Consider the following 24,244-nt stretch of genomic DNA (forward strand, 5'->3'; position numbering starts at 1 on the left):
GCAGAGTATGACCATGCTCACAGTTATCGGCGAAGGCCTTGTTGACGTTGTCCAGCGCGCCTCAGGAATCGAGGCCCACGTGGGCGGCAGCCCGCTCAACGTTGCGGTGGGCCTGGCCCGGCTGGACCATCCGGTGCAGTTCATCGGCCGTTACGGCCGGGACGCCTACGGCGATTCGGTGGCCGCCCACCTGCGCGCCAGTTCGGTGATGCTGCCTCTGCCCCCGGACGGGTTGCCCACCAGCGTGGCCACGGCGTTGATTGACGACGACGGCGCCGCCACCTACACGTTCGACCTCACCTGGGAGCTCCCGGGCATCGCAGACCGGCTCGGCTTCATGCTGCAGGGCACCACGCTGCTGCACACCGGCTCCATCGCCACGATGCTGGCGCCCGGAGCCACCGAGGTGCTGGCCGCCGTCGAATATGCCCACCCCTCCGCCACGATCAGCTTCGATCCCAACTGCCGGCCCAGCATCATCACGGATGTGGACTTCGCGCGGCGGCAGGCTGAAAAGTTCGTGGCGCTCGCCGACGTGGTCAAGGCCTCCGACGAGGACCTGGCCTGGCTGTACCCCGGGCAGGACGTGCTGGATTCAGCCCGCAAATGGCTGGAGCTGGGCGGCGAGGAAGGCCCGGCGATGGTGGTGGTCACCCGCGGCGCGGACGGACCCTGGGGTGTGTGCCGGGCCGGCGAGGCATCCGTGCCCGCGCCAAAGGTGGACGTGGCGGACACCGTGGGGGCCGGGGACTCCTTCATGGCGGCGCTGTTGTCCGGCCTGGTGGACCGGGAGCTGGACGGCGCGCAGAACCGGCAGGAGCTGCGGGAACTGCCGGCCGAGGGGCTGGCGGAGCTCCTGGCCCACGCTGCCAAGGCCGCTGCCGTCACGGTCTCCCGCCCCGGCGCCAACCCGCCCACCCGGGCCGAGCTGAACGCGGTTGAAATGAACTCTTAAGGCAGCATCGATTGCTCCGTAAATGCCGTTCTGAGGGTTCAAAAGGACATTTACGGAGCAATCGATGGGGGGTGTTACTACTCCTTGCCGAGCCCCGCGGCCGACGTCTTCTCGCCCGAAACGCTGTTGAGCGCCCGCAGGTCAAAGATGCCGTTGATGTCCGCCTGCTTGGTGGTGCCTGCGGTGACGCCGTCGGCCAGGAGCTTCTGGTAGGTCCCGGCCAGCGGGTCCACCGTGAAGACAATGTTCTTGAGGGACCGGTCAATGACGTCGGCCTTCAATTCGGCACCGGCCGCTTCCTTGAGCGCGGCGTTGATGGCCGTGGCCTTTCCGCCGACGGGCGCGGCGTTCAGCCACTCAACCGACTTCACGTGGCCCTTCAGCAGGGCTTTGACGGTGTCAGGGTGGTCGGAAGCGAACTTCTGGTTCACGATCAGGATGGTGGTGGGAAACTCTCCCGGCTTGCCGGACAACGAGCCGTCCCATAGGTCCTTTTCATCCACCAGAACCTTCGCTCCAGCTGTCAGCACCAGGCGTGACGCCCACGGCTCCGGCAACCACGCGCCGTCGAGCTTTCCGTCCTGGAATAGCTTCAGGGTCTGCGCATTTTCGGTGGGGTTGATGGCGACATCCCCGCTGCCGTCCACGTTGGTCTTGTAGCCCTGTGAGCTGAGCCAGGCCCGGAGCGCCACGTCCTGAGTCCCGCCGAGCTGCGGCGATGCGAGCGTCTTGCCCCTCAGCTCGGCGGGGGAGTTGATCTCCGGCTTCACCACCAGCTGCGCGCCGCCGGCTGCGGCGCCGGCGATGATGTTCACCGATGCGCCCTGGCTCTTGACGAAGGAGTTGATGGCCGGGTTCGGCCCGATGTAGGTGGCGTCGATGGCACCCGCGTTCAGCGCCTCGATGGCTGCGGGACCGGCGTTGAACACCTGGGTGCTGAGCTTGGTGCTGCCCAGTTCATCGGCGATGAAACCCTTGCTGACCCCTACCAGGGCCGGGGCGTGCGTGACATTGCCGAAGTAGCCGAGCTTCAGTTCGGCGGCAGGGCTGCCGGCCGGGGCCGCGTCGGCTGCCGGTGCGGGAGTGCCGTTATTGACGGCGGAGGCGACGGCGGAGGCGACGGCGGCACCACCGCCCATGAGGGCGAGGGCGGCTGCCGCGACGCCGATCTTCAGGCCGAGCGGCCGTTTAGGTTTGGCGGACCCGGCCGCGACGATGCGGGTGGATGCCTGCTGGTTTTGTGGACTCGTCTCGTGTGGGTTTGCCATGGGGAAAATCCTTTGCTGGGGCGGATGCTGAGACGAGATTACGGAGCGCCCAGCGGCCCCACAATCATTCGTGTCGCACTGGTTCACGGGGCGACCCGAAGCCTCAACGCGGCGTCGCGGGACGTCAAAAATCGTCTTGGAGCGTCTTTATCCGGATCACCGGCAGGTTGTCCGGCCTTGATTTTCCCGCCCTGCTTGTGGGTACGTGCAGGTCATGGGGGCTTTGAAAAACTAGACAAGGAGACGTCATGTTGCTTTGGATCGCTATTGTCATCGCCGTTCTCTGGCTTCTCGGCCTGCTGACGAACATCGGCGGTGGCCTTATTCACATACTTTTGGTTGTTGCCGTGGTGGTCCTCATCTTCCACTTCATCCAGGGCAGGTCGCGGGTCTAGATACGCGATGGCGTCCCGCCGCCGGCTGTGATGCCTGCGGCGGGTTGCCAAGAGACTCAGGCGGCCTTGACCAGCGGCAGTTCGTCCCAGTGGGTGGTGTAGCGGGGCGAACGCATTTCCCGCTTCATGGTCCAGTCGAGGCCTGACCTGATCCCCGCATGCCCCAAACCGATGGACCCACGCCCAAACCGGAGGCTCACTTCCTCAAGCAGTGGCCCGATTCCGCGTTCCTCGTGCCGGTTCTCGAAGATCTCCAGTGGGGGCTGGTTCGCGGTGGGCCGCAGGTCGGTGAGCATCAGGCCCGCCTTGGCGTATTTCAGGCCGTCCCTGATGCTGGGCAGCAGCGCGTGGGCGGCTTTGGTGAGCAGGAGCGGATCCGCCGTGGGCATGGGCAATGAGACGCAGACCGAAGGATGGTGCTGTTCGTGGTCCCTGAAGGGGGACGTGGCAGCGAATACCGTCAGGACTTTCGCCTGCAGTCCGTGCTTGGAGAGCCTGGCGCTCGCCTGCTGCCCATAGATGCTGAGTACCTCCCGCAGACCGCCCGCGGTGGTCACCGGCGTGGCGAAGGAGCGGGAAAAGATCAGCTGGTCACGGCCGATGCGCTCCTCCTCCATGGGAATGCAGGGGGTGCCGCGCAGTTCGAGGACCGTCCGCATGAGCACCACCGAGAACTTGTCCCTGATGGCCACCGGATCCGCCCGGACCAGGTCCAGCACGGTGAAGATCCCCAAGGCGTTGAGCCGCTTCATCAGCCGTCCGGCGATGCCCCAGACCTCATCCGCCGGCAACCGGGCCATCAGTGCCTCGCGGACATCAGCGGGGACCAACTCCCACAGGCAGACCCCACCGAAGACGGGGTTGTTCTTGGCCCACTTGTTGCACAGCTTCGCCAGGGTCTTGGTGGGTGCAATGCCCACGCAAACAGGCACCCCGACATTCCGGCGCACCGCCTCCTTCATCCTGCGGCCCAAAGCCAGCAGTTCCCCCGGCCCGCCCTTCACGCCCAGGAACGCCTCGTCGATGCTGTACACCTCAAGCCAGGCCGAGTACCGGCCCAGCAGTTCCATCACCCGCGAGCTGATATCCCCGTAAAGTTCATAGTTGCTGGACTTCGCCACCAACCCCCACTCTCTGGCCCGGGGCGCGAGCTTGAACCAAGGATCTCCGGTGGCGATGCCCAACGCCTTGGCCTCCGGGGAGCGGGTCACCGCGCAGCCGTCATTGTTGGACAGCACCACCAGCGGGCGCCCCTCCAACGAAGGATCGAACGCGCGCTCCGCGGAGGCGTAGAAGCAGTTGACGTCGACGTGGGCAATCTGGGGCATCCGCCGCATAAGCGCGGGCTTAGGCATGGCGCACCTCAGGCCGGCGGACGTCATGTCGGTAGTACGCGTTTATCGATCGTGCGCTATTCCCCACTTTCAACGCGACCGCGTGAGGTTGATCGCCTATCACATGAAGGTTGGTCTCAGTAGGCATGACACACCTTTAGTCGAATATATGTTCGATACCTGAGTCTACGGTCATGCTCCGACAATTGCAGCTGATGCAGAATCTGCGGTCCTGGAAACTCGGGGTGGAACCTCTAGCAGGAGGGAGCGGTAGAGGGAACGCCCCCGGTCGACGAGCTCTGCGCCTTGTCATCGACCAACGCAATGCGTCCGGACCGTCTTAAAACTCAAGGGTTTCGACACAATCTGGAGCGTTGCGGTTAGGGCACCTTCACCGCGCATCTCATCGTGCGGGGTAAACGTGCATGTGCGGTCAGCAACGGTTGCGAAACGAGAATCCATGCCTGGCTGCGCGGCAAACGACCGGCTCGCGGGGGTTCATCCAAGCGCGGCCGCTCTCCATCTGGTCTACTCCATTCTTCTCCTCTAAGCCGGTTGTATTTTCAGTTTCCATTCCAGTATGGTGAGAAAGTGTCTTCCAATGAGGTTTACCCACGTTCGCCGCTTGCTCTCGCCTTGGTGGAGTTGAGGCATCCAGCCTCCGAGTCGCTCACAGTGCCGGCCCTGAGCACTATCAAAAAAGCGCTATCTTCCGTTACGCCGATCCAGCGGCGGGAAGACTCGATGACCTTGAACATAAAAACTGGAACTCAGGAAGTCGTATCTGTTCCTAAGTTTGTCTCGCGGGATCAGCAGACGGCTGTCACTTTTCGTCAGGATGCGGTGGTTGTCGAAACGACAAAGTACGAAAGTTATAAGAGCTTTCGCTCTCTGCTAGAGACTGCGGCAAAGGCTCGGCACGGCGTGGATTCTTTGGATGCCATCGAGAGGGTAGGTCTTCGATACGTCGACGAGATACGCGTACCCGAAGATGCCAGCATTTCCTGGGAAGACTGGGTATCACCCAAGCTCCTCGGCCCAGGAGTTCCTGCGTCTCTGCCGGGACTTTCAATAGTGCAGCAGCAGGGAATCACTGTATTCCAGTCTGAGACGCCGGGCGACTCGCTGACGCTACGTTATGGGCCGTTAGTAGGCCAAGCTGTGGGTAGTTTCCCGAACCTCGTACGTCCAGGAGTGTTCGAGGGACCCTTCTTCCTCATAGACATCGATGGTGCGTGGACTCCACCGTCCGGCGTGATCCCCGAGTTTGATGTTGAAGACATTTTGCAGGTGTGCGACAGGCTGCACAGCCCCATCAAGGACGTTTTTGAATCATTGATCTCAGAAAAACTAAGAAATGAGGTGCTTCGCAATGACGGCTAGCGTTGGTCCGGCGTTGTCATCCACAGGCGGAAAATCATTCCTCCCATCCATCGATGAAACATCCAGCACGAGCAAGAGCATTCGCGAACTGAATGGCGATGCCGCCGTGATTCGTGCCCAAGCGGGAGATCTCCATTCAACCTCTACGAGTCTCCACCATAGAACCCGCGATTATGCACTTTCTTTATCACGGAATGATTGGGGCCGGAAATCGCCGGCGGATCTCCTGGCACATCTGTCGGAACTGGGATTCGCATGGCGAGACATTGCTCGCATGATCGGGGTCAGCGTTCCCGCGATCCAGAAATGGCGCCGGGGCGAGCGTATTACAGGGGATAACCGGGCCCGACTTACTCAACTGCTGGCTGTCCTTGAAATGGTTACTGACGAGTACCTTATATCGGACCCCGCTTCCTGGTTCGAGATGCCAATCGTGGACGGGGTAGCCGTTACTCCGATTGATCTATATGTCGCTGGCAGCGTTGAATTGCTTCTGGATTGGGCCAGTCACCACGAAGTTGATCCAACTGTTGTCCTAGATAAATTCGACGCCGATTGGCGCCAAACGCACGTCGATGAAAACTTCGAGACATTTGTGGCGGAAGATGGCGCGCTGTCCATCCGCCCCCGACATTGAGTTGAGGAGATAATTAGCAGGTGAGTTCTCCCCAGCTTGAAACCCCCAGCAGCGTCAACGCTCTCTACTACGCCCAGGGCGATGACGTTGATGTTAACCGCCCCGTATTCACTGGGGACGTGTTTGCTCCCCATTGGAGCCACGGAGGGGACGAGACTGCGGAGACAGATGCCTTCATCGTGCTGCAGCATCCATGTGCTCTCAGGGTTGGCGGGGTTGATCTGGTCGATCCCATTCTTTGTGCGCGCGTTTCCCAGGTTCAGGGCCTCCGCACCGACTGGGCTAAGGCCCCGGTGCGCCAAATGCCTTTACCCAATCTTTTTGCGGATGAGAGGCCGTTTGCCGCGAGCTTCACTGAACTGCTGTTAGCTAAACGGGCAGACTTGGATATTAGCAAACGGGCGGCCGTGCTCTCCCAGCTGGGGGTAAATCTGCTACTTCAACGGTGGGTCCACCACAACAGCCGCGTTGTCGTCCCAACAATGACTTACAACACACAAACAACAGGCGAGTTCGAAGAAGCTGATTTAGCGGCAGAGTGGTGCGCCGAGCGTGGGGCCAATGCTGAAGCAGAGTTCCATGAGTGGATAAGAGATGTAAGCCCTGGAACGGCGCTGACAAGGCAGCAACAGCTGAGAGACCCTCAAACGCGGGCAGCGATAAGACGGGCCATGGCCGTTCACCTTCGGGGACTCAGAGGCTGAAGTTTGTCTGCGACACTATGCTGGCGGGCACGCGGCTTACTTTCACAAGGGATTTGAGCGCACGGTGAACGACCGGCTTGCGGGCACGGTCTGTCTTCCCCGTTACGCTGATTCAATGACAAGTGCTGACCAACCGGGCTCTTCGTGGTTGCTGGGGAAATGAGTTCGTGTCGTTGAAGACAAGGGGGCCCGTGGCCCTGCTGGGATGAGTGTGTCTAAGCATTCAACCTGGAACAGGACCACGAGCCTTGATCGAGCCTACCGGGGTCGCAGCTGACGCTGCCACCATTCTTTTCAACCTGCCCGACTACCGTGTCATTTCCACCGCTGTTATTGCCGGCCGGCGGCAGGTGATCATCGAAACCGACCAGCTTCCGGGCTGCCCGAGCTGCGGTGTCGTTGCGTCCCGTAGGAAGGAACGCCGTCTTCAACGACTCCGCGATATTCCCGTCGCCGGGCCGGTGGACGTGCTCTGGTCCAAGTACCGCTGGTACTGCGAAGAGTCAGCGTGCGACCGGCTCTCGTTCTTTGAATCCACGCCGCAGGTGCCGCGCCGTGCCCGCTCCACGGCCAGGCTGCGGGACCAGCTCGTGGACGCGGTCATCCGCTCCGGCCGGGCCGTGTCGGAGACCGCCGCCGGGTTCGCCGTGTCCTGGTGGATGGTCCGGGCGGCGGTGACCGAGGCCTGCCTGCTGCAGCTGCCTGACGTGGACAAGCTCAGCCCGCGGATGCTGGGCATTGATGAGCACCGGTTCCGGTCCGTGCGTTACTTCCAGGACCCGTCAACAAAGGCGTGGACACGGTTCGAGCCGTGGATGACAACCATCGTTGACCTGGACACCGGACAGGTCCTGGGCGTGGTCGACGGCCGGGACCACAAGGGCGTCGGGGACTGGCTGTTCGCCCGGCCGCTGGAGTGGCGGCTGGCCGTTCAGGTCGTGGCGATCGATCCTTCGGCGGCGTTCCGTAAAGCGTTACGGATGTGGCTTCCCCGCACCGCGGTCGCTGTCGATCACTTCCACCTGATCTCGCTGGCCAACCAGGCCATGACCGAGACGAGGCAGAACCTCTCCCAGCAGGTCAAGGGCCGCCGCGGCCGAGCCATCGACAAGGCCTGGGCGCACCGCATGCTCCTGTTGCGCGGCGGTGACACACTCAGCTGCCGGGCCGCCTTCCGACTCCAGGAAGTGTTCGCCCTCGATGATCCAACCGGCACCCTCCAGGCCGTCTGGAAAGTAAAGGAACAACTCCGGATCCTGCTCCGCACCGGCTCGCTGGAGGACGCGGCAGCGGCCAAGAAAGAACTCGAGGAACTGGTCAAGGCTGCCGCGCGGCCAGAAACCAACAGGCTCTACCGCACCGTCTGCAGATGGTGGAAAGAGATCGAGGTACTCATCATCACCGGCGCCACGACAGGCAAGGTCGAGGCCAACAACACCGCCATCAAGAACATCAAACGAACTGCCCGCGGATACCGCAACGCCGCCAACTACAAATCAGTTATTCTCTTGAGAAGTGCCGTCCGGACGGCGGCATGACGCTCATTCCAGGGATCCATTTCCCCACGAAACGTGAAGAGCCACCAACCGCCACCAAAAAATTCGAGCCCCTGGAATTGGCCCGCTGAGTGGGCGGTCGAGCGAACGTTTTGGCGTGAGGTCGGAACCCGCACTGTCGCGGGCGTTCTTACGATCGTCATCTTGGCTGTCCCTGGTCTGATCTACGCAGCCATCTTCGGACTGTTGAAGCTAGATCAGGTGTTCCAGATCCTCATCGGCATCGCGCTTTTCACCTTGGTGCTCGTCATATACATCGTCGTGCTCAGGATGATTCATTGGAGGGAGAGCGAGAAGATTGCGCGAGCGATGGAGAAGGACAAGTTGAGTTTGGTCGATCGTGCCAAAGCGGGACCAATTCCTACGCCAGAGCAACTACTGGGGTTCTCCGAGGAGCACAGAGCACGCATCATGTCCATGTTCTCGCGGATTACTCAAGACGACATTAGAGAAGCCGAGATGCGTTCGCGTCGCTGGAGTATTCTGGCATCGGTCGGGGCTCTGCTGGCGGGAGTTATGGCGGCCTTCATTCCGCTGTTGTTCCGGTGAGCATCACCCGGCGGTGTCTGATCAAATCAGGTTCATGTCAGCAAGCCAGCGATAGTTGGCAGCGATTCACTCAAGGATCCCCTTACGGGCATTGAACTACCTCCAGGGCCGGAGCCATATGTCTCATAACCTAGGTGCCTCGTATTCCTAGGGATGGGAGACGTCTCAACTATTGAACAGCTGCCTCACTGCGCTGTCACCGATTTTCGCCGAAATTCGGGGTCTGCAAGGTGAGGGCGATTCTCGTATTTTCGGGGACCAGTTCATTCTGAGGGCTCTGCCGGTGTGTTTTCTGCGGAGTCGGCGCCGGTGGTTGTGGCCAGGTCAGTCAGTGGAGCGTAGCGTGCATTGCTCGCAGCGACCGCCGTTGACCATCGGATGGCGTTGGTCATACTAAGTCCGGTGAGGCGGGCGAGGATGGCCGGGGGCAGGGTCTGTGCGAGAGTCCCCAATGCGGCGGTTCGGTACGGATTTGGTTCGATGCCGAGGCCCCGCAGCTGGCGGATCAGTGCGTTGCTGGTCAGTGGACGGCCGTGGCGGGTACCGGGCAGCAGCCATGTGCTGTCTGTTGTTGGCCGGAACAGCCGTGGCGCGGTTCGGTTGGCCCGGGCTTCGAGGGCGATCGCGGCGATTTCGTCGGGTAGGTGCAGCGGATCCGCGCCCAGCCGCAGGCGGGTCTTTCCGTGTTCGTGGTCGATGTCCCGAATCTGAAGCTTGACGATTTGGTGCGGTTGCAGGCCGAAAAGTATCACCAGGGCGGCTGCCAGTTTCGTGGCCGCGGGAAGAGAATTATCTGATCTGGTGACGCTTCCGAGCAGGGCGCGGCGTTCGTCTAGGTCGGGTCCGCTAAGGGCGAGGCCCGGATGCGGTGGTCGGCTGATGCTGAGGCGACCTGCGAGTTTGTTGCGGTGTGCCCAGACAAGGAATGCCTTCACACGGTGCGTTTCGCTGTGCGTGGTCGCCTGCCACCGTTGTAGATCGGTTTGGTTGAGGGTTGATAGGCACGTTCCGTGCTGCCGTGCCCAGTCGAGCAGTTCACGGACTATGCGCAGTTCCCGTCGTCGGGATGTTGTCAGCGTTGAGGTGGTTGGCTGGTGTCGGCGCCGGAGGGTGTTCAGATGGCGCCACCGGGCGAATCGAACGAAGGCCCGACGTTCTGCGGGGTCAACTATCAGTTCGGCAGTGGCGGTTACCCATCGTTCCAGGCGTGAGAGGTTCTCGTCTCGGGGTGGCAACAGGCCATGCTCGACTAGCAGGGACCGCACAGCCCCGGTGGCCTGGGCAGTCCCGGCGGCGTCCAGGAAATCGTGGGACAGGTTTCCCGGTGCGCTCAGGACGGTGCGGAGGAGTTGGACCGTGCGTTTCCGGCCGAAGGTGCTCAGGATTGCTGTTTCGTCCGCACCCAGACACCAATCCCGGAGCGCCAGGGCTTCTGGGACCTGTGCGGTCAAGCCTTCGGGGAACAGGCCGTGGATTTTGTCGTTTGCCGTGCAGCGGTCGCAGAGACCGTCCCGATGCACGTAGCGGTGCTGCCCGCAGCGCTGGCAGGTGCGGAAGGATGCCGGGTTTTTGGGCCAGCAGGCATCGCAAAGCGGTACGGTGCCGGACCGTCCCGCCACATGCCGGTCCCTTCCGCAGTCCGCACAAGCTTCACGGCGGCGGCCGCATGGCTTGCAGAGTGGCTGGCCGTCGGAGTCCCGGGTTCCGACGGTCCGTGTCCGATCGCAGCGGACGCACCGTTCCTTCGGCTTGGAGCACTCGTGGCAGCGTGATCGGGGTGTTCCGGCAAACAGGCAGGGTTTGACCCGGCGACAGGAATGGCAGGTATCGACGCGCTGGCGGGCACGACAGGATGGGCAAAGCGGCCCGTCGGGGCTGTTCAAGGCGATCTTCCTGAGCTTCCCGCAGACGGTACAGGCCGCGGACTGGTCGGGCAGCTTTTTCGCGCACCCCTGGCAAAGACCTTTCCCATCCAGTTCGCGCCGGACAATCGTGCGAGTGGTCCCGCATTCGTCGCACGGCTGTGCGCGGGAAGCGGTGTAGCAGCGGCGGCAGCAGAGCCTCTGATCGAGCACGTGATTGAGTGCAACGGCTTTCCCGCAGTGACCGCACCCGGGCGGCGGAAGAGGGACACCTTCAGCCCGCAGTGCTTCATACAGCCTTAGGAACAGCCTCGGCCCGGCGGAAGGGTCTGACATCCAACCGCTGCCGAAGGCCTGGTATTCAAGAGCAAGCCGCAGCAGCGCGCTGTCGCCGGGGACCTTGAGCATAGCAACTGCAGCGCGGGCCTGCTGATCCGTTGCCCGTGGAAGTTGGGCTCCGAGCGCGCTTAGGAGCGTGGTCCGGGCATCTTTGGCCAGCGTGTCCCAGCAGGTGCCGCAGTAGTGCTGCCCGGCTACGGTTGTCCGCCGCCGACGCAGCTGCCGACAGGAGGTGCATGTGGTCTGGCTGCGACGTCTTCTGGTGTCGCACGTATCGCAGATCCTGACGGCGCCGTCGCGGGCGTTGAGTGCACGCTCCTGTGAGCAGTGGCCGCAGGCCGGAAGCCTTAGCCGTGTGGCGCCCTCGGCGAGCAGTTTATGGATGAGGCGGTCCAGGGCTGGCGGCATGTCGTTCTCTGCCGAGACCAGGAGGCTTGGGCGTGCCTGTAGTGCTGCCAGGAGCCGGAGCGAGTGGGGGTGCCGTGGCACGACATCGCCGACGGTGGAGCGGACAAGAGTGCGGGGAAGCGCTGCCTCGATCGAGCAGACGATGTCGGTGACGGCTTCCAGGGCCTCATTACGGTGCATCGTCGGGCATGATCTTCGCTCGTTTCGGGCGAAGGTTCTGCTCCCTGAGGAATTCGGCAGTTCCGCCTTCTACCGGAGCGTCCGTGCCGGTCCTGGCCGCTGGTTTGCCCAGTTCCACGGATTGGACAAGGTCGTCGGCGGAGCAGTGGAAGATGTCCATCAAGGCTGCAAAGACGTGCAGGTTGAGTCGTTCGGGTTTCTCGGTGACGAGCCGGTAAACCTGGCTCTGGGAGAGATGAACGCCCCGCTCCCGCAGTTCGGGGATCAGTTTTGACGTGCTGAACATGCCGGCGGCAGCCATGACTTCCCTGAGCCGCCACTCGTAACCGATCATCTTCATTTGATGCCTCCTGCTTCGGGCTTGAGCAACTGGTTGAGTGTCTGACGCATCATCTTGTTGGCAAAATCCGTGCTCACCGCAGTGTAAAGGCCGGTCGTTGACTGGTAGGCATGGCCGACCTGTTGCAGGACGAACACCGGATCCACGCCGGATTCGACCAAATGCGTGACGTAACTATGTCGCAGGGCATGAGGCGACAGCGCCGGATCGAGGCCAAGCTCATCCCTGATTTCCGCGAAGCGGTCCTGGATTTCACGGACCCTGGACCTGCCCCCTCGCTCCGAGAGCCACAACGCATTGGAATCGGTGTCTCGCACCTTGGGCCATACGTTCTCCACGTAGTCCTGGACGGAATCCACCGCCCACGCATGCAAGGAGACAACCGAACGCCTCTTGGGCGCTCCTCCGGCGGACGCCTTCCCGTTCCGGACGTGCAGGATCCCGTACTGGCCGAACTCCGGGGCATGCGGGTTCCTGTAGAAGTCCGTCACATCCAGTTGCACCGCTTCATTGATCCGCAGGCCCCACCCGTACGTCACCTTCAAAAGCGTCGCGTCCCGATAAGCCGGTAGTGCCCCTTTCCGCCGTGACTGCAGGCACTCGTCCACCAGCGAGTCCACCCGGTCGAGCAGACGCTGCAGCTCATTCCGGGTCAGCGGCCGCCGGCCCGGCTGCCCCTCGTAGTTCTGAAGATGGGCCGTGGTGTTCCACTCATGACAGACCTGGATCGGGTGCGTGCCGAACCGCTGCATGCACTCATTCGCCCAGCCATAATGCTCAGAGCAAAGAAAGTCGCAGAAAGCCTTGATCGCGTACTGGTAAACCCGGATCGTCGATGGCCTCAGGTGCTTCACGGCGACCAGATGCGACGTCCACTCATCCATGCTCCCGGCCGTCCACTCCCACGGCCACTCACCACAGAACCTCTGGAAATCGCGAACCCTCAGGACGGCGCTGCGGATGCTCTTCTCGCGCAGATTCCTGCCGCCGCGCTGCTGCATTGACCAACCATCCAGCATCGCCTCAAACACGGAGTTCCCCTCGTCAAGAAACGCCACCCCCGCTGCAATGTGTAGCGACGACGCCCCTTGCGGAATCTCGCGTCGACTCACGATATCCTCCCGTCTGATGCACTAATAATGCATTAAACGGGAAATTGGCCTCCTGGGCAAAACGAAAACCAAGCTGGTCAAGGGTTCGAAACGGTACCCTGAGGGGCAATAACGCAAGTATGGGGGCGGGCGCGTTCCCGTTTACCGGAAAAACGCGCATTAGACATGGTGCAGGCACCTGGTGGCAACACCCCAGATGGTCAGCTCGGACAGGGCGGGGACGTGGATGTCCGGGTACTTCGGGTTCTCCGCCTGCAGCACAACACCGGTGCGGGTGATGCGGAGGCGTTTCACCGTCAGTTCCCCGTCCAGCACCGCAATCACCACGCACCCGTCCCTGGGCTCCAGCGCCCGGTTGACGATCAGTTCATCGCCGTCGCTGATGCCGGCGCCCTCCATGGAGTCCCCGGTGACCCGGACCACGAAGGTGCTGGTGATGTCCTTGATGAGATGCGCGTTCAGGTCGATCCGGCCGTCGAAGTAGTCCTGCGCCGGCGACGGAAAGCCTGCCGCCACCGCCACGGGGGAGATCAGCACCGAGAACAACGAGGCGCCCGCATCTATCACGCGGGGACCGATAATAACGCCCACAACACACCTTTATTCGAATATATGTTCGATAGTTTCAGTGTAGCCCTGAGCGCTGACAACCGGCACCCACCCACAGGCCGGGGTGCTTCGCAAGGGAGTACGACGGCGGCCGGCAGCCCACGTAGACTGGCAGGATGCGGCTGGTAGCAAGCGACATTGACGGAACCATCCTTGGGCACGACGGAAAAATCAGCCCCCGCACCATCCGCGCCTTCCACGCCTGCCGTGATGCCGGCGTCGAGCTTGTCTTCGTTACAGGGCGCCCGCCGCGGTGGCTGCACCCCCTCGAGGAGCAGTTGGGCCACACGGGACGGGTGATCTGCTCCAACGGTGCAGTGGTCTGGGACCTCGAGGCGGACCGCCTGGTTTCCGCCCGCACCCTGGCCATCGACACCGTCCTGGAAGCCCGCCGCATCATCAAGAAACTCCGCCCGGCCGCCCTGTTCGCCGCCGAAACGCTCACCGGATTCCATCTCGAACCGGGCTTCATCGAAAACGAATCCAGCGAACTGCTCGCCGAATTCACTCCCGCGCCGCTGAAGGAAACGCTCACCACAGACGACTCCGTGGTCAAATTCCTTGCCATCGTCCGCGACGGCACGCCCGACGATTTCCTGGCCGAGGTGGCGCCCGCCGTCGAACATCTGGCCGCCACCACGCACTCCTCGCCCGGTGTCCCCATGCTGGAACTCTCCCTGCCCGGGGTCAACAAAGCCGTCACCCTGGCTGAATACGCCTCGGCTCTGGGCATTGACGCCGCGGACGTGGTGGCCTTCGGTGACATGCCCAACGACATCGAGATGCTGCGGTGGGCAGGCCACGGCTATGCCATGGCCAGCGGCCATCCGGAGGCCATCCGGGCGGCGGGGCAACAGGCGCCGCATTTTGACGACGACGGCGTGGCCCAGGTTCTGGAGGCCAGGCTCGCCTCCCTGGGCGTCCAGTCTTCCTGACTCCCGCCAGCCCCCTATTCACAGCTGCCGCTCACCTGGCGTTTACCTTCCGGCCGTAGCGTAAAGCGTGGAAGGCAGGCACTTCGCCCGCCGGCTCACAGGGGGCAACATGGCAAGGAACGTCAGGCAGCACATGGCCGATGGGACGCTGCGCAAAGCAACGCCCGCTCCACACTGGAAGCAGCTGCGCCAGGGCGACCGCGTCCGGGTCCTCTTCTCACCCGGCTTCGAGGCGGGCGGCGTGGTGGACACCATCACTGCGGACCACACGGCCGTGTGGGTGCACCTCGACGGCGGCCGCGGCCGCACCCTGCTGCACTGCGGGGATGGCGTGGACATTGTTCCGTGCGGGGAGACCGGCTGCCGGGACTGAGCGGCAGGTCCGCGGTACGCTCGCAGAGTGACCCTGCCCTTTTTTGAGCACAAGGACGACGCCGGGCGGCAGCTTCCCATCGCCATGGCCCACCGCGGATTCTCGGCCGAGGGGCTGGAGAACTCCATGGCCGCGTTCCGCTCCGGCGTCGAACTCGGCTTCCGGTACCTGGAAACGGACGTGCACACCACGGCCGACGGCGTGCTGCTGCTCTTCCATGATGAAACCCTGGACCGGGTGACCGACGGCAGGGGGCGTGTGGCGGAGCTGCCGGCCGCGGACGTCGCGAAGGCGCGGATCAACGGCCGCGAGCCCATCCCCACCTTCGATGAGCTGGTGACCCAGCTGCCCCACGCCAGACTGAACCTGGACGTTAAAGACTGGAACTCAGTCCAGAGCACTGCCGCGGCCATCGAGCGGCATCAGGCGCACCAGCGGGTGCTGGTCACCAGTTTTTCGGACCGCCGACGGCGGGCGTTGCTGAGACTGCTCAGCCGGCCGGTCGCCTCATCGGCCGGCGTGGCCTCCAGTGCCCTCTTCACCCTGCTGGGCCCGGTGCTTCCACGCCCGTTGTTCCGACGGCTCATGCGCGGTGTGCTCCGGGACGTGCACGCGCTGCAGGTCCCCGTCCGCTATGGACGGGTCCCTGTTGTCAGCGCCGGCTTCATCCGCCGGGCCCATGCCTTGGACCTGGCCGTGCACGTCTGGACCATCAACGACGCCGCGGAGATGCACCGGCTCCTCCAGTTGGGCGTGGACGGCATCGTCACGGACCGGGCGGACCTGCTCCGCAACGTGCTGATGGAGCGCGGCGAGTGGCCAGGGGGCCACTCGCCTGGCGCAGCCTCCTAGCCGCGGCCCGTGCTGGTTGACGGGTCCTGGTCACCCTCGGAAGGATCTGCCCGCAGCTCATCCGGGTTACTCTCGGGAAGTCCACCGGACCCCCGAACGTTGCCGCCACCTGTCCCTGCCCCGCCCGCGGGCGCTGTGGCGTCTCCGGCCAGGCCGCCGTCGTCGGCTTCGTCAGTGTCATTTTCGTCGACATCCCCGCCGAACGGGCTCTCGGATACCGGCCCCGGAGCGGCCCCCGTCTTGAGGCCCGGCGCCTTCTGCTTCTCCGCCTCCATGGCGTTTGAGCCTTCGCTCAGGGACGAATGGACTTCCACGTCGTCATTGGGGTTTGTGGGGTCGGGTACATCCATCTTCTCCGTGGGCTTGGATGTCCCGGCCAGGTCCTCCATGGCGTTTTCTGCTGCCTTGCCGATGCTGTCGCCGATTCCCATGTGACTGCTCCTTCCGACATCGCGTACCGGTGCCCCAGCGGCACACCGGCCCTACTCCTCCAGAATTATCAGCATGCTTACAATTAGTCCAGTGCTGGGGAATCAGACCGCAGCCGGAGAGGAAGGAAGAGCAGCATGAGCACTTACCATCCGGAAAATGACCCCGCGAACCCTGACCGGCCGGGGAAGGAAGACGTTGGCGCCGCACAGTCCCACCTTGCGGAGCAGCGCAGCCGCGAGTCGGGCGGCTCGCCGAACCCGGATCCGGCGGAGGGCAATGTCACCGGTCTTGAACCGGGCGGGGGAGTGCCGCCGGGCGAGACGCCGCCGGCCGAAGACCAGATGAGTCGGGACCAGGGCCATTCCGAATAGCGCCTGAATGGTCGGCACGGCGGCGAAAAGATCCCGCCGCCGCGCTGACCCGCGTCAGGAAGGGTTTTTGCCGTGGCGGCCGTGGGATTCTGCCGGGCCTGCAGGCCCTGCCAAATGACGCTCCAGGCCGTCCATGTCCAGGCGCGTATTCCAGCTGGCCCAGTCCTGGGGCCGCACCGACGGGCGCCCCAGCAGGTACCCCTGGCCGGCGCTGATCCCAAGTTCGGTGAGGACCTTGAGTTCGCCCACCGTTTCGATGCCCTCGGCCACCAGGGTGGTGCCGATCTGGTCGGTGAAGTCCACCAGGCACGCAGCCAGGGTCCGCTGGAGGCCGTCCTTGTCGACGTCGCCGATCACGTTGCGGCCCACCTTCAGGAAATCGGGCCGCAGGTGAATCATGCGGCTCAGCGCGCCGGCACCGGTATGGGCATCATCGACGGCGATCCGCAGGCCTTGCTCCCGGAGCGGATTGATTGCGGAAATGAACTGCAGATATTCCTCTTCGGGAATGTCCTCGGTCATTTCGAGCACCACGCGGTGGATGGGGAGTTCAATGTGGTCGAACAATTCCGGCAGGCGCGGGTCCATGCAGGACGTGGGCGAAATATTGAGGGATATATAAAGATTTTCCGGCAGGTCGCGGGCCGCGGCCGCGGCCGAACCCAAAGCCGAAAATTCAAGGTTTGCGCCCAGGCCCACCGCCGCTGCCTCGGCGAACCACAACTCCGCAGCAGCACCGTCGTCGCTGACGAAGCGGGAGAGGGCTTCCGCGCCCACCACCGTTTTTCCTTCCAAGCCGTAGATGGGCTGGAAGGCGGTCATCAGCATCTGGTTTTCAAGCAGGGCGCTGATCCTCGAGATGCTGCGGATGGCGTCCAGCTGCTCGGCGAAGTGCGGCGGCAGCGTGGGCGGTGTGAGGCGCATTTCCCGGGCCGCTTCCAGTGTTTCCACGGTGTTGGCGTCGCTGCGCCGGGTTTCGAGGAGATACTCCAGCAAAGCCCGTTCGGGCACGCCGGGATTCTCATCGAGGCTGTTGCTCAGCCGTTGCCGGACGGCGGCTCCCGCAGGATCCGTATCCGCCAGCACGGCGGCGATAATTCCCCATGCCTGTACCCGAACCGACATTAGCGACGCCCCCAGTTGACGAAGTAATGACCCCATGGCCCATTAATGTTCAAATTTCCAAACGCCTTATAAAAGTACGGTGCTGCCAGACCTGAATTTCGCGGCGGCAAAAACCTGACACCGCACGCTGATCGTATAACGGCGGCCACAAAAGCGCAGTAGTTTTCCGCTACTGGTTAGCGCTTTCCTGCTGGTCAGCCAGCAGTTGGGGAATCCGGTCCGGCGGAACAGGGCGGCAAAAGTAGTAGCCCTGGGCGCTGCGGCAGCCCAGGCCGCGCAGGATCTCCGCCTGTTCTGCCGTTTCCACGCCTTCCCACACGGCCTCCAGCCCGCATGCCCGCACCAACTGCAGCACCGCGGCCACCAGGGCAGGTTGGCTTGGGTCGGTCTCCAGCCCGGCGATCAGCGATTTGTCCACCTTCACCCGGTCCACCGGAAGCCGGCGGAGGTAGCTGATGGAGGAATAGCCGGTACCAAAATCATCAATTTCGATGCCCACGCCCAAGCCGCGGAGTCCGCCCAGCGAATACCGGTCCAGCTCATTGCCTTTGACGATGGCCACTTCCGTCAATTCCAGGACCACCCGCTCAGGCCTGACCCCGGTCTCCTTGAGCACGTTCCTGACGTCCTCGATGAACTGCAGGCTCTGCAGGTCAGTGGCGGAGATGTTGATCCGAACGGAAAACGTCGTGTCCAGCAGGGATGCGTCAATCCAGGCGCGCAGCTGCCGTACCGCTGTCCTGAGCACCCACAGGCCCAGTTCCGAGATCAGCCCTGCGTCCTCGGCAAGGGGAATGAACTCGTCAGGCATGATGAAGCCACGGGTGGGGTGGTTCCAGCGGACCAATGCCTCCACGCCTTCGATCCGTCCCGTGGCGAGCTCCACCACCGGCTGGTAGTACAGGGTCAGTGCGTCGTCCCTGATGGCCGCCCGCAGATCGTCCACCAGCTGGCTGCGGAGCCGCCGCACCAGCAGCATTGCCGGCTCGAACCGGTGCAGCTTGTTCTGCCCCTCGGCCTTGGAGGCATACATGGCGACGTCGGCCTCCATCAGCATGTCCTCGGGGCTTTGGCCTTCGCTGCCCACGCTGAGCCCGATGCTGGCACCGCAGCGCACGCTGCGGCCGGGCAGCTCGATGGGCTCGGTGAGGTCAGCCAGGATGCGCTGCGCCACGATGGCAGCCTGGTCTGCCGACGCCGACGGCATGACGATCGCGAATTCGTCACCGCCCAGCCGGGCTACGACGTCGGACGTGCGGACAGCGGTCCGGAGCCGTTCGCCCACGGTCACCAGGACCTGATCGCCGGCGGTGTGCCCCAGGCTGTCATTGATGGACTTGAACGCGTCCAGGTCCAGCAGCAGAATGGCGGGGCCTTCCTCCGCAGGCTCGCCCTCAGCAGCATCGCGGGCCTGCAGGGAGCTGCGCAGCGCCTCGATCAGGGCCGAGCGGTTGGCCAGGCCGGTAAGCGGGTCCTGCATGGCCATCTTCTGCATCTCAAGGTGTGCCTCATGCAGCAGTTGGGTGCGGACCTGGACGCGCTGCTCAAGCTCTTCGTAAATGACCTGAAGATCCTCGGCCAGGAGATTGGTGCCCATGATGATCGCGTCCAGTTCATCGCGGGCGGGGGAGACCTCTATCCGGGAGCTGAGGTCGCCGGAAGCCAGCCGGACAATACCTTCCAGCAACTGGGAAAGCCGGGGGTCGTCGTCGGCAAACATGCGGGTCCTCCTCCGGCGCCTAGTTGGCCTGGGCGCTGTCTGTGCCGAGGGGGAGGCTGACGGTGACGGTGGTCCCGGTGCCCAGGGTGGAGGCGACGTCGATCCGGCCGCCGTGGCGGTCCACGATGTCCTTGGAGATGGCAAGGCCCAGGCCTGTTCCCGGGATTGCGCCGTTCATGGCGTTGGAGGCCCGGTAGAACCGGGTGAAGACGTGGTTGATCTCGTCGCTCGAAATGCCGATCCCGGTATCGGCGATGCGTACGGTGGCCCACTTGGAGCCGTCCGCGGCGGCGTGGGATTCGCTGCCCACCTCGATCCGTCCGCCGCTGGGCGTGAACTTGATGGCGTTGGACACGAGGTTGGTAAAGACCTGCTGCAGCTGTACTTCATCGGCGAGTATCTCCGGATCCTCCGGAACGGGGTCCACGTCGATGGTGACGTTCTGCAGTGTGGCCAGGGGGCGGAGCGCAGCAGCCACCAGGTCCAGGGTCTGCCCCAGCCGCACCGGTGCCAGCTGCATGGCCATGGTGTCCAGCCCGCCGCGGGAGACGCTGAGCATGTCCTCGATCAGCGTGCGGAGGCGTTCGGTGTTGCGGACCACGATGTCCAGCATCTGGTGGACTTCCCGGGAGACCGGATGCTCGGTACTTTCCTGGATCATGTCCAGGTAGGCCATGATCGAGGTCAGCGGGGTCCGCAGCTCGTGGTTCACCGTCGCCAGGAAGTCCGTCTTGGCCTTGTCGAGCTCCCGCAGCTGCTTCACCACCTGCTGCTGGCTGTTGATCAGGTGGCTTTGGATGAGGCCGTAGGCGGCGTTGCCGGCCACGTGCTGGATCAGCCCCAGTTCAGCGCTGGACCAGGTCCGGGACCGGTCCATCATGGCAATCCAGATGATGCCCAGGGAGGAATTTCCCTCGCCGATAGGGACCGCCAGTGTTGAGGCGGCTCCGGCGATGTCGGGGCCGGGACCGGGCTTCGCCTCGCTGCGGGCGGCCTGTTCGTTTCCGTCGCCGGAGAGCGTTTCCGTTCCTGCCCAGAGGGCGTCAGCCGTAGCGCGGGCCTTATCCTCGTGCGGAAGGGCCTCCACGGGCAGCTCCGCCAGGCCCCGCCGGTGCCAACTGGCCGTGATGAGGGGGACCCGGTGGTCCTCGAAGGTTGCCAGGACAACGTGGTCGGCCTTGAAGGTGCGGCCGAATCCCGCGACAACGTGGTCCGCAATTTCCTGCGGATCGTTGGTGGCGCGCACTGCGGCCGAGACGCCGCGCAGCTGCTCGCGGAGCCCTTCGGCTTCCTGCCGGGTGGCGCGGCGACGGGATACCTGGTCGATGAGGACGGACGTGCGGTGCACCAGCTCCTGCGGTGCAGGCGGCTTGGTGATGCAGTCGTGGATGCCGGGGGGATTGGCGGCTTCGATCTCAGCGGGGTTGTCCAGGTCCACCATCACCAGGACCGGTGCCGTGGACGCGGCAGCGGACAGGACACCGGACAGGAAGGCGTCGACGACGACGACCGACGGTTCAGCGGCGTTCAGCACCGCGGCGAGGCTGCGGGCGTCGGTTGCTTCGAGGACGGTGTACCCGGCGCCACGCAGTGCCTGCGCGTTAAGGGCCAGCCGGCCGGCGTCGGGATCGGCGACGACGGCGGTGCGGGGCAGGCGCACGTCACTCGGGACAGCCGTCACAGTGCTCCCTTCCCTCCCAGTTGAGTACATTCTAGGGGGATGGGGGCAGGGCGGGTCCACGAGGTGCGGACCCTTGCGTCCACTTTGTGCCGCTGCCGCCAGGGCTGTGGCACGCCGTAATGTTGCCGGAGGTCCGCCGCTGCGGCGGCAGGGACCATATATTTGAGCCGTGTCTCCAACAAAGCCGCCACGGTCCGCCTGGCAGAAGTACCTGATGATCCCCAAGCTTGTCAGGCTGTCGCGCAGCGCCCCGAAGGACCGGCACAAGGCGTGGGATCGGTATTGGGCCGGCATCACCGCCACCGGACCCGGCGGCGAGGTCCTGTGGGACTCTGGCAGCAACCACGAGTTCCAGGGCTATCAGGAGAGCCTCCTGCGCTATCTGGACCCCGCCCTTCCCGTGGTGGATACCGGCTGCGGGCACGGCAGCTTTACCCGTGCGCTCGCGGGAATCTTTCCCAGGGTCATCGGCGTGGATGTCTCGCCGCATGCTGTTGCCCGGGCGCGGGCGGAGTCGGCAGGAATCGGAAATGCGGCCTTCGAAGCCCGGGATATGACGGCGGTGGGGGCTGCGGGGGAGCTGGCGGAGTCCTTCAACCTGGACCCGGACGGCGCCAATGTCTTTATCCGCGGCGTACTGCATGTCCTCGACTCAGCGCACCAGACGGCGATGGTTGAAAACCTGCGGACCCTGGTGGGCCGCCGCGGCACGGTCTTCATGGCGGAAACCAACTTCCAGGGCAACCCGGTGGAGTACGTCACCCACCTTGGCGCAACCACCCGCGGCATTCCTGCACCGTTGGAGCTGGCCATCCGCGGACTTCCCATGCCGGGGCACTTCGGACCCGAAGAGCGCGAACGTGCGTTCCCGGCGTCGGCCTGGGAACTCCTTGAGGACGGCCACGTCGCCATCGAAACCAACCCGGTGACCGGCGTGCCGGGCCAGGACCGGGTACCCGGGTATTACGCGGTGGTCCGCCCACGCCGGTAGCCCTGGCCGCGAGAGGTTCCAGCCGTCCGCAGACTTCGCGCAGATCCCCGCACCGTGACCACACCGTGTCTTCCATCCCCTTGACAGGGGAAGGATCCGGAGGCTCCATAGTAAGTAGACTTACTAGTTAGCCGGAGGTGAAAGGAGGACCGCCATGGCACAGGACAAAGGCAACAAGACCGGCGGTGCTGACCGCAGCACGGACGACGGTGACTTGGGCGCAGGCCCCGAGGGTGGGAAGATCCGCCACGGACCGGACTCTTCAAAGTCCCTGAAGTACTCGCAGGAAGTCACCTCCACGGACGACGAGCCGGAACGCGAAGGCCGCAGCCTCGCCACCACCCACCATGAAGTCATCAGGCGGTGGGCAGAGGAGCGCGACGGCGTGCCCGCCACAGTGGAGGGCACGGAACACGGCGACCACCTTGGAGTACTGCGGATCGACTTCGGTGGCAAGGATGACAAACTCCGCCACATCAGCTGGGAGGAATGGTTTGACACCTTCGATTCCCGGAAACTGAATTTCATCTACCAGGAACAGCGCAGCGACGGCACCCAATCCAATTTCTTCCGCCTGGAAAATCCCAACCGCGAAGACGCCTAAGCCGCACCCGCGCCCCAGCGATCGGCCGGCACCGGACCACCCTCCGGAGCCCACCCACCGGCCGCCGGCGCAAGACCTACAGGAACCATCATGAGCAACCTCATCCCATCCGGCGCACTGCGCCGGATGCTCCTTCCCCCCACCTATGGGCGGCACGTTACCTCCGCCACTGAATTCACCATCCTGTCCGTGGAGGTATGGGCGTCCGGGCTGGTGGTCAACATCCACCTCCCCTCCGATGACGCGGCCGAACCCCGCCTCACTGTCCAGGACCACTTCGGAACGGAATACACCCTGAAGGAATCCGCCACGGTGGGCTCCCGCAACCTGCAGGTCTTCACCCCGTCGGTGCCGCCCGGCACCAGGAGCCTGACCATCAGGTCGGCGGACGACGGCGACGGCCGGCCCGTGGTGACCTTCGCGGTGCCGTTGATGGCCGTGCCGGAAGCCGAGCCGGATTTCGAGGCAGCCGGCCGCAGGGCCGCGGCCGCCCACGACGAGTCCTACGAGGACGACCTCCGCCGCCCCGCCTGACCAGGCCGCCGGAACTCCAACCGACCCGAACCCCCGTCTGACCAAGAAACGTCTGACCAGAAACCGCCTGACCCAAAGAAAGGCCCCGCCATGCTGGACACCAGCAGCTTCACGCCCACCACCGCCATCGTGACCGCTTCCGACTCAGGGATCGGCAAGGCCACCGCCGTGGCCCTGGCCCGCGCCGGAATGGACGTCGGCGTCACATGGCATTCGGACAAGGCGGGCGCCGAGGAGACTGCGGAAGAAATCCGCGGGCTGGGGCGCAAAGCCGTGGTCCGGCAGCTGGACACCACCGAACTCCGTGCCGCTGCGGGCGTCATCGATGAACTCGCCGAGGAGCTGGGCGGGCTGGACGTCTTCGTGAACAATGCCGGCACCGGTGCAAGCACGAAATTCCTGGACATGGGCATCGATGACTGGATGCAGATCCTGGACACCAACCTCAACGGCGCGTTTGTCTGCCTGCAGGCGGCAGCGCGGCGCATGGTCAAGGCCGGCAGGGGAGGCCGGCTGGTGGCGGTGTCCAGCGTCCATGAGTTCCAGCCGCGCGTGGGCTCGTCCGCCTATGACGCGTCGAAGCACGGGCTGGGCGGGCTCATGAAGACCCTCGCCCTGGAACTGGGCCAATACGGCATCACTGCCAACACCGTGGCACCCGGCGAGATCGCCACCCCGATGACGGGGCAGGAGGACCAGGATCCGAGGACGACGGAGCGGCCCGGGGTGCCGCTGGGCCGGCCCGGGGACGCGCGGGAGATCGCCGACGTCATTGCCTTCCTCGCCTCGCCCGCCTCAAGCTACGTGACCGGGGCGGCCTGGGTGGTTGACGGGGGGATGCTCCAGATGGGTCCGCAGGCGGGATCGCACATCACCGGCAACGACTGGCGCGAGGCGTAGTCCCAGGCCGCCCGCCTGGGACTCCAAGCGGGCGGTCACAGAACCGCGTGTAGTGTGCACGGCAAGCGCATTCCAATGACTTGCTGGCATGATGG

The 24,244-nt window shown here is 64.1% G+C and carries 25 protein-coding genes; 15 read left to right on the forward strand and 10 right to left on the reverse strand.

Features of this window, described 5'->3' with window-relative positions; all coding sequences use genetic code 11:
• Window positions 1-13 precede the first annotated feature (13 nt).
• Window positions 14-955 (forward strand): carbohydrate kinase family protein, encoded by a 942-nt coding sequence (locus ASG86_RS03725; RefSeq protein ID WP_056330696.1) that lies wholly within the window; start codon window positions 14-16, stop codon window positions 953-955.
• Between the two features lie 77 nt (window positions 956-1,032).
• On the opposite strand, the gene ASG86_RS03730 is transcribed toward ASG86_RS03725, so the two are convergent.
• Window positions 1,033-2,223 carry an ABC transporter substrate-binding protein gene (locus tag ASG86_RS03730; RefSeq protein WP_056330440.1) on the reverse strand — a complete coding sequence of 397 codons (1,191 nt, stop codon included), beginning with the start codon at window positions 2,221-2,223 and terminating at the stop codon, window positions 1,033-1,035.
• Window positions 2,224-2,471: 248 nt separating this feature from the next.
• Here ASG86_RS03730 and ASG86_RS20430 point away from each other — a divergent pair, with 248 nt between their 5' ends.
• Complete coding sequence (locus ASG86_RS20430; RefSeq protein WP_142118975.1) at window positions 2,472-2,618, forward strand: lmo0937 family membrane protein; 147 nt, start codon at window positions 2,472-2,474, stop codon at window positions 2,616-2,618.
• A gap of 56 nt (window positions 2,619-2,674) precedes the next feature.
• Here ASG86_RS20430 and ASG86_RS03735 read toward each other — a convergent pair whose 3' ends face one another.
• Entirely contained in the window at window positions 2,675-3,973 is a 1,299-nt protein-coding gene (locus ASG86_RS03735) for a Y-family DNA polymerase (RefSeq protein ID WP_200946131.1), read from the reverse strand.
• 570 nt (window positions 3,974-4,543) lie between these two features.
• Between ASG86_RS03735 and ASG86_RS03740 the strand changes: the two genes are divergently transcribed.
• The 5 genes from ASG86_RS03740 to ASG86_RS03760 all read left to right on the forward strand — a co-directional run bounded on the left by ASG86_RS03740 (window position 4,544) and on the right by ASG86_RS03760 (window position 8,781).
• Window positions 4,544-5,335 carry a TIGR04255 family protein gene (locus ASG86_RS03740; protein ID WP_162253490.1) on the forward strand — a complete coding sequence of 264 codons (792 nt, stop codon included), beginning with the start codon at window positions 4,544-4,546 and terminating at the stop codon, window positions 5,333-5,335.
• A complete protein-coding gene (locus ASG86_RS20435) occupies window positions 5,325-5,972 on the forward strand; it encodes a transcriptional regulator (protein ID WP_156386116.1) in 648 nt (215 codons plus the stop codon). Before ASG86_RS03740 ends, ASG86_RS20435 begins: the two co-directional genes overlap by 11 nt.
• Before the next feature lie 20 nt (window positions 5,973-5,992).
• Window positions 5,993-6,676, forward strand: coding sequence for a hypothetical protein (locus ASG86_RS03750; protein ID WP_056330447.1), 684 nt, complete (start codon window positions 5,993-5,995; stop codon window positions 6,674-6,676).
• 248 nt (window positions 6,677-6,924) lie between these two features.
• Window positions 6,925-8,214 carry an ISL3 family transposase gene (locus tag ASG86_RS03755; protein WP_056330450.1) on the forward strand — a complete coding sequence of 430 codons (1,290 nt, stop codon included), beginning with the start codon at window positions 6,925-6,927 and terminating at the stop codon, window positions 8,212-8,214.
• A 162-nt stretch (window positions 8,215-8,376) separates the two neighbouring features.
• Entirely contained in the window at window positions 8,377-8,781 is a 405-nt protein-coding gene (locus ASG86_RS03760) for a hypothetical protein (protein ID WP_156386117.1), read from the forward strand.
• Window positions 8,782-9,044: 263 nt separating this feature from the next.
• On the opposite strand, the gene ASG86_RS03765 is transcribed toward ASG86_RS03760, so the two are convergent.
• From ASG86_RS03765 to ASG86_RS03785, 4 genes are all read right to left on the reverse strand, one after another.
• Window positions 9,045-9,716 (reverse strand): hypothetical protein, encoded by a 672-nt coding sequence (locus tag ASG86_RS03765; RefSeq protein WP_162253491.1) that lies wholly within the window; start codon window positions 9,714-9,716, stop codon window positions 9,045-9,047.
• A 1,843-nt stretch (window positions 9,717-11,559) separates the two neighbouring features.
• Window positions 11,560-11,910, reverse strand: coding sequence for a helix-turn-helix domain-containing protein (locus tag ASG86_RS03775; RefSeq protein ID WP_056330460.1), 351 nt, complete (start codon window positions 11,908-11,910; stop codon window positions 11,560-11,562).
• On the reverse strand, window positions 11,907-13,022 hold the full coding sequence (locus ASG86_RS03780) for a tyrosine-type recombinase/integrase (protein WP_056330462.1): 1,116 nt from the start codon (window positions 13,020-13,022) through the stop codon (window positions 11,907-11,909). The genes ASG86_RS03775 and ASG86_RS03780 overlap by 4 nt, the downstream gene beginning before the upstream one ends.
• Window positions 13,023-13,181: 159 nt before the next feature.
• Window positions 13,182-13,613 (reverse strand): LexA family protein, encoded by a 432-nt coding sequence (locus tag ASG86_RS03785; protein ID WP_056330465.1) that lies wholly within the window; start codon window positions 13,611-13,613, stop codon window positions 13,182-13,184.
• 134 nt (window positions 13,614-13,747) lie between these two features.
• Between ASG86_RS03785 and ASG86_RS03790 the strand changes: the two genes are divergently transcribed.
• The 3 genes from ASG86_RS03790 to ASG86_RS03800 all read left to right on the forward strand — a co-directional run bounded on the left by ASG86_RS03790 (window position 13,748) and on the right by ASG86_RS03800 (window position 15,791).
• Entirely contained in the window at window positions 13,748-14,566 is an 819-nt protein-coding gene (locus ASG86_RS03790; RefSeq protein WP_056330468.1) for a Cof-type HAD-IIB family hydrolase, read from the forward strand.
• 109 nt (window positions 14,567-14,675) lie between these two features.
• Window positions 14,676-14,939, forward strand: a complete 264-nt coding sequence (locus ASG86_RS03795) for a hypothetical protein (protein WP_056330472.1) — start codon at window positions 14,676-14,678, stop codon at window positions 14,937-14,939.
• Between the two features lie 27 nt (window positions 14,940-14,966).
• A complete protein-coding gene (locus tag ASG86_RS03800; RefSeq protein WP_056330475.1) occupies window positions 14,967-15,791 on the forward strand; it encodes a glycerophosphodiester phosphodiesterase family protein in 825 nt (274 codons plus the stop codon).
• On the opposite strand, the gene ASG86_RS03805 is transcribed toward ASG86_RS03800, so the two are convergent.
• Window positions 15,788-16,222, reverse strand: a complete 435-nt coding sequence (locus tag ASG86_RS03805; RefSeq protein WP_056330479.1) for a hypothetical protein — start codon at window positions 16,220-16,222, stop codon at window positions 15,788-15,790. The two genes, ASG86_RS03800 and ASG86_RS03805, sit on opposite strands and share 4 nt — an antisense overlap.
• A 135-nt stretch (window positions 16,223-16,357) precedes the next feature.
• Here ASG86_RS03805 and ASG86_RS03810 point away from each other — a divergent pair, with 135 nt between their 5' ends.
• Window positions 16,358-16,594 carry a DUF6480 family protein gene (locus ASG86_RS03810; RefSeq protein WP_056330482.1) on the forward strand — a complete coding sequence of 79 codons (237 nt, stop codon included), beginning with the start codon at window positions 16,358-16,360 and terminating at the stop codon, window positions 16,592-16,594.
• Between the two features lie 54 nt (window positions 16,595-16,648).
• Here the strand turns inward: ASG86_RS03810 and ASG86_RS03815 are convergent, their stop codons facing one another.
• From ASG86_RS03815 to ASG86_RS03825, 3 genes are all read right to left on the reverse strand, one after another.
• Window positions 16,649-17,719: an EAL domain-containing protein gene (locus ASG86_RS03815; protein ID WP_235565087.1), complete on the reverse strand. Its 1,071-nt coding sequence runs from the start codon at window positions 17,717-17,719 to the stop codon at window positions 16,649-16,651.
• A gap of 169 nt (window positions 17,720-17,888) precedes the next feature.
• Window positions 17,889-19,439 carry a putative bifunctional diguanylate cyclase/phosphodiesterase gene (locus ASG86_RS03820; protein WP_056330484.1) on the reverse strand — a complete coding sequence of 517 codons (1,551 nt, stop codon included), beginning with the start codon at window positions 19,437-19,439 and terminating at the stop codon, window positions 17,889-17,891.
• Window positions 19,440-19,458: 19 nt separating this feature from the next.
• The gene (locus ASG86_RS03825) at window positions 19,459-21,150 is read right to left on the reverse strand and encodes a sensor histidine kinase (RefSeq protein ID WP_056330487.1); all 1,692 of its coding nucleotides are present in this window, start codon (window positions 21,148-21,150) and stop codon (window positions 19,459-19,461) included.
• A 184-nt stretch (window positions 21,151-21,334) separates the two neighbouring features.
• Here ASG86_RS03825 and ASG86_RS03830 point away from each other — a divergent pair, with 184 nt between their 5' ends.
• The 4 genes from ASG86_RS03830 to ASG86_RS03845 all read left to right on the forward strand — a co-directional run bounded on the left by ASG86_RS03830 (window position 21,335) and on the right by ASG86_RS03845 (window position 24,149).
• Complete coding sequence (locus ASG86_RS03830) at window positions 21,335-22,111, forward strand: class I SAM-dependent methyltransferase (RefSeq protein WP_056330490.1); 777 nt, start codon at window positions 21,335-21,337, stop codon at window positions 22,109-22,111.
• A 154-nt stretch (window positions 22,112-22,265) separates the two neighbouring features.
• Window positions 22,266-22,715, forward strand: a complete 450-nt coding sequence (locus tag ASG86_RS03835; RefSeq protein WP_200946132.1) for a hypothetical protein — start codon at window positions 22,266-22,268, stop codon at window positions 22,713-22,715.
• A 90-nt stretch (window positions 22,716-22,805) separates the two neighbouring features.
• Window positions 22,806-23,249, forward strand: a complete 444-nt coding sequence (locus ASG86_RS03840) for a hypothetical protein (RefSeq protein ID WP_056330493.1) — start codon at window positions 22,806-22,808, stop codon at window positions 23,247-23,249.
• Between the two features lie 90 nt (window positions 23,250-23,339).
• Window positions 23,340-24,149: an SDR family oxidoreductase gene (locus tag ASG86_RS03845; protein ID WP_056330497.1), complete on the forward strand. Its 810-nt coding sequence runs from the start codon at window positions 23,340-23,342 to the stop codon at window positions 24,147-24,149.
• Window positions 24,150-24,244: the final 95 nt, after the last annotated feature.

Source organism: Arthrobacter sp. Soil764, assembly GCF_001428075.1.
Lineage (GTDB): Bacteria > Actinomycetota > Actinomycetes > Actinomycetales > Micrococcaceae > Arthrobacter.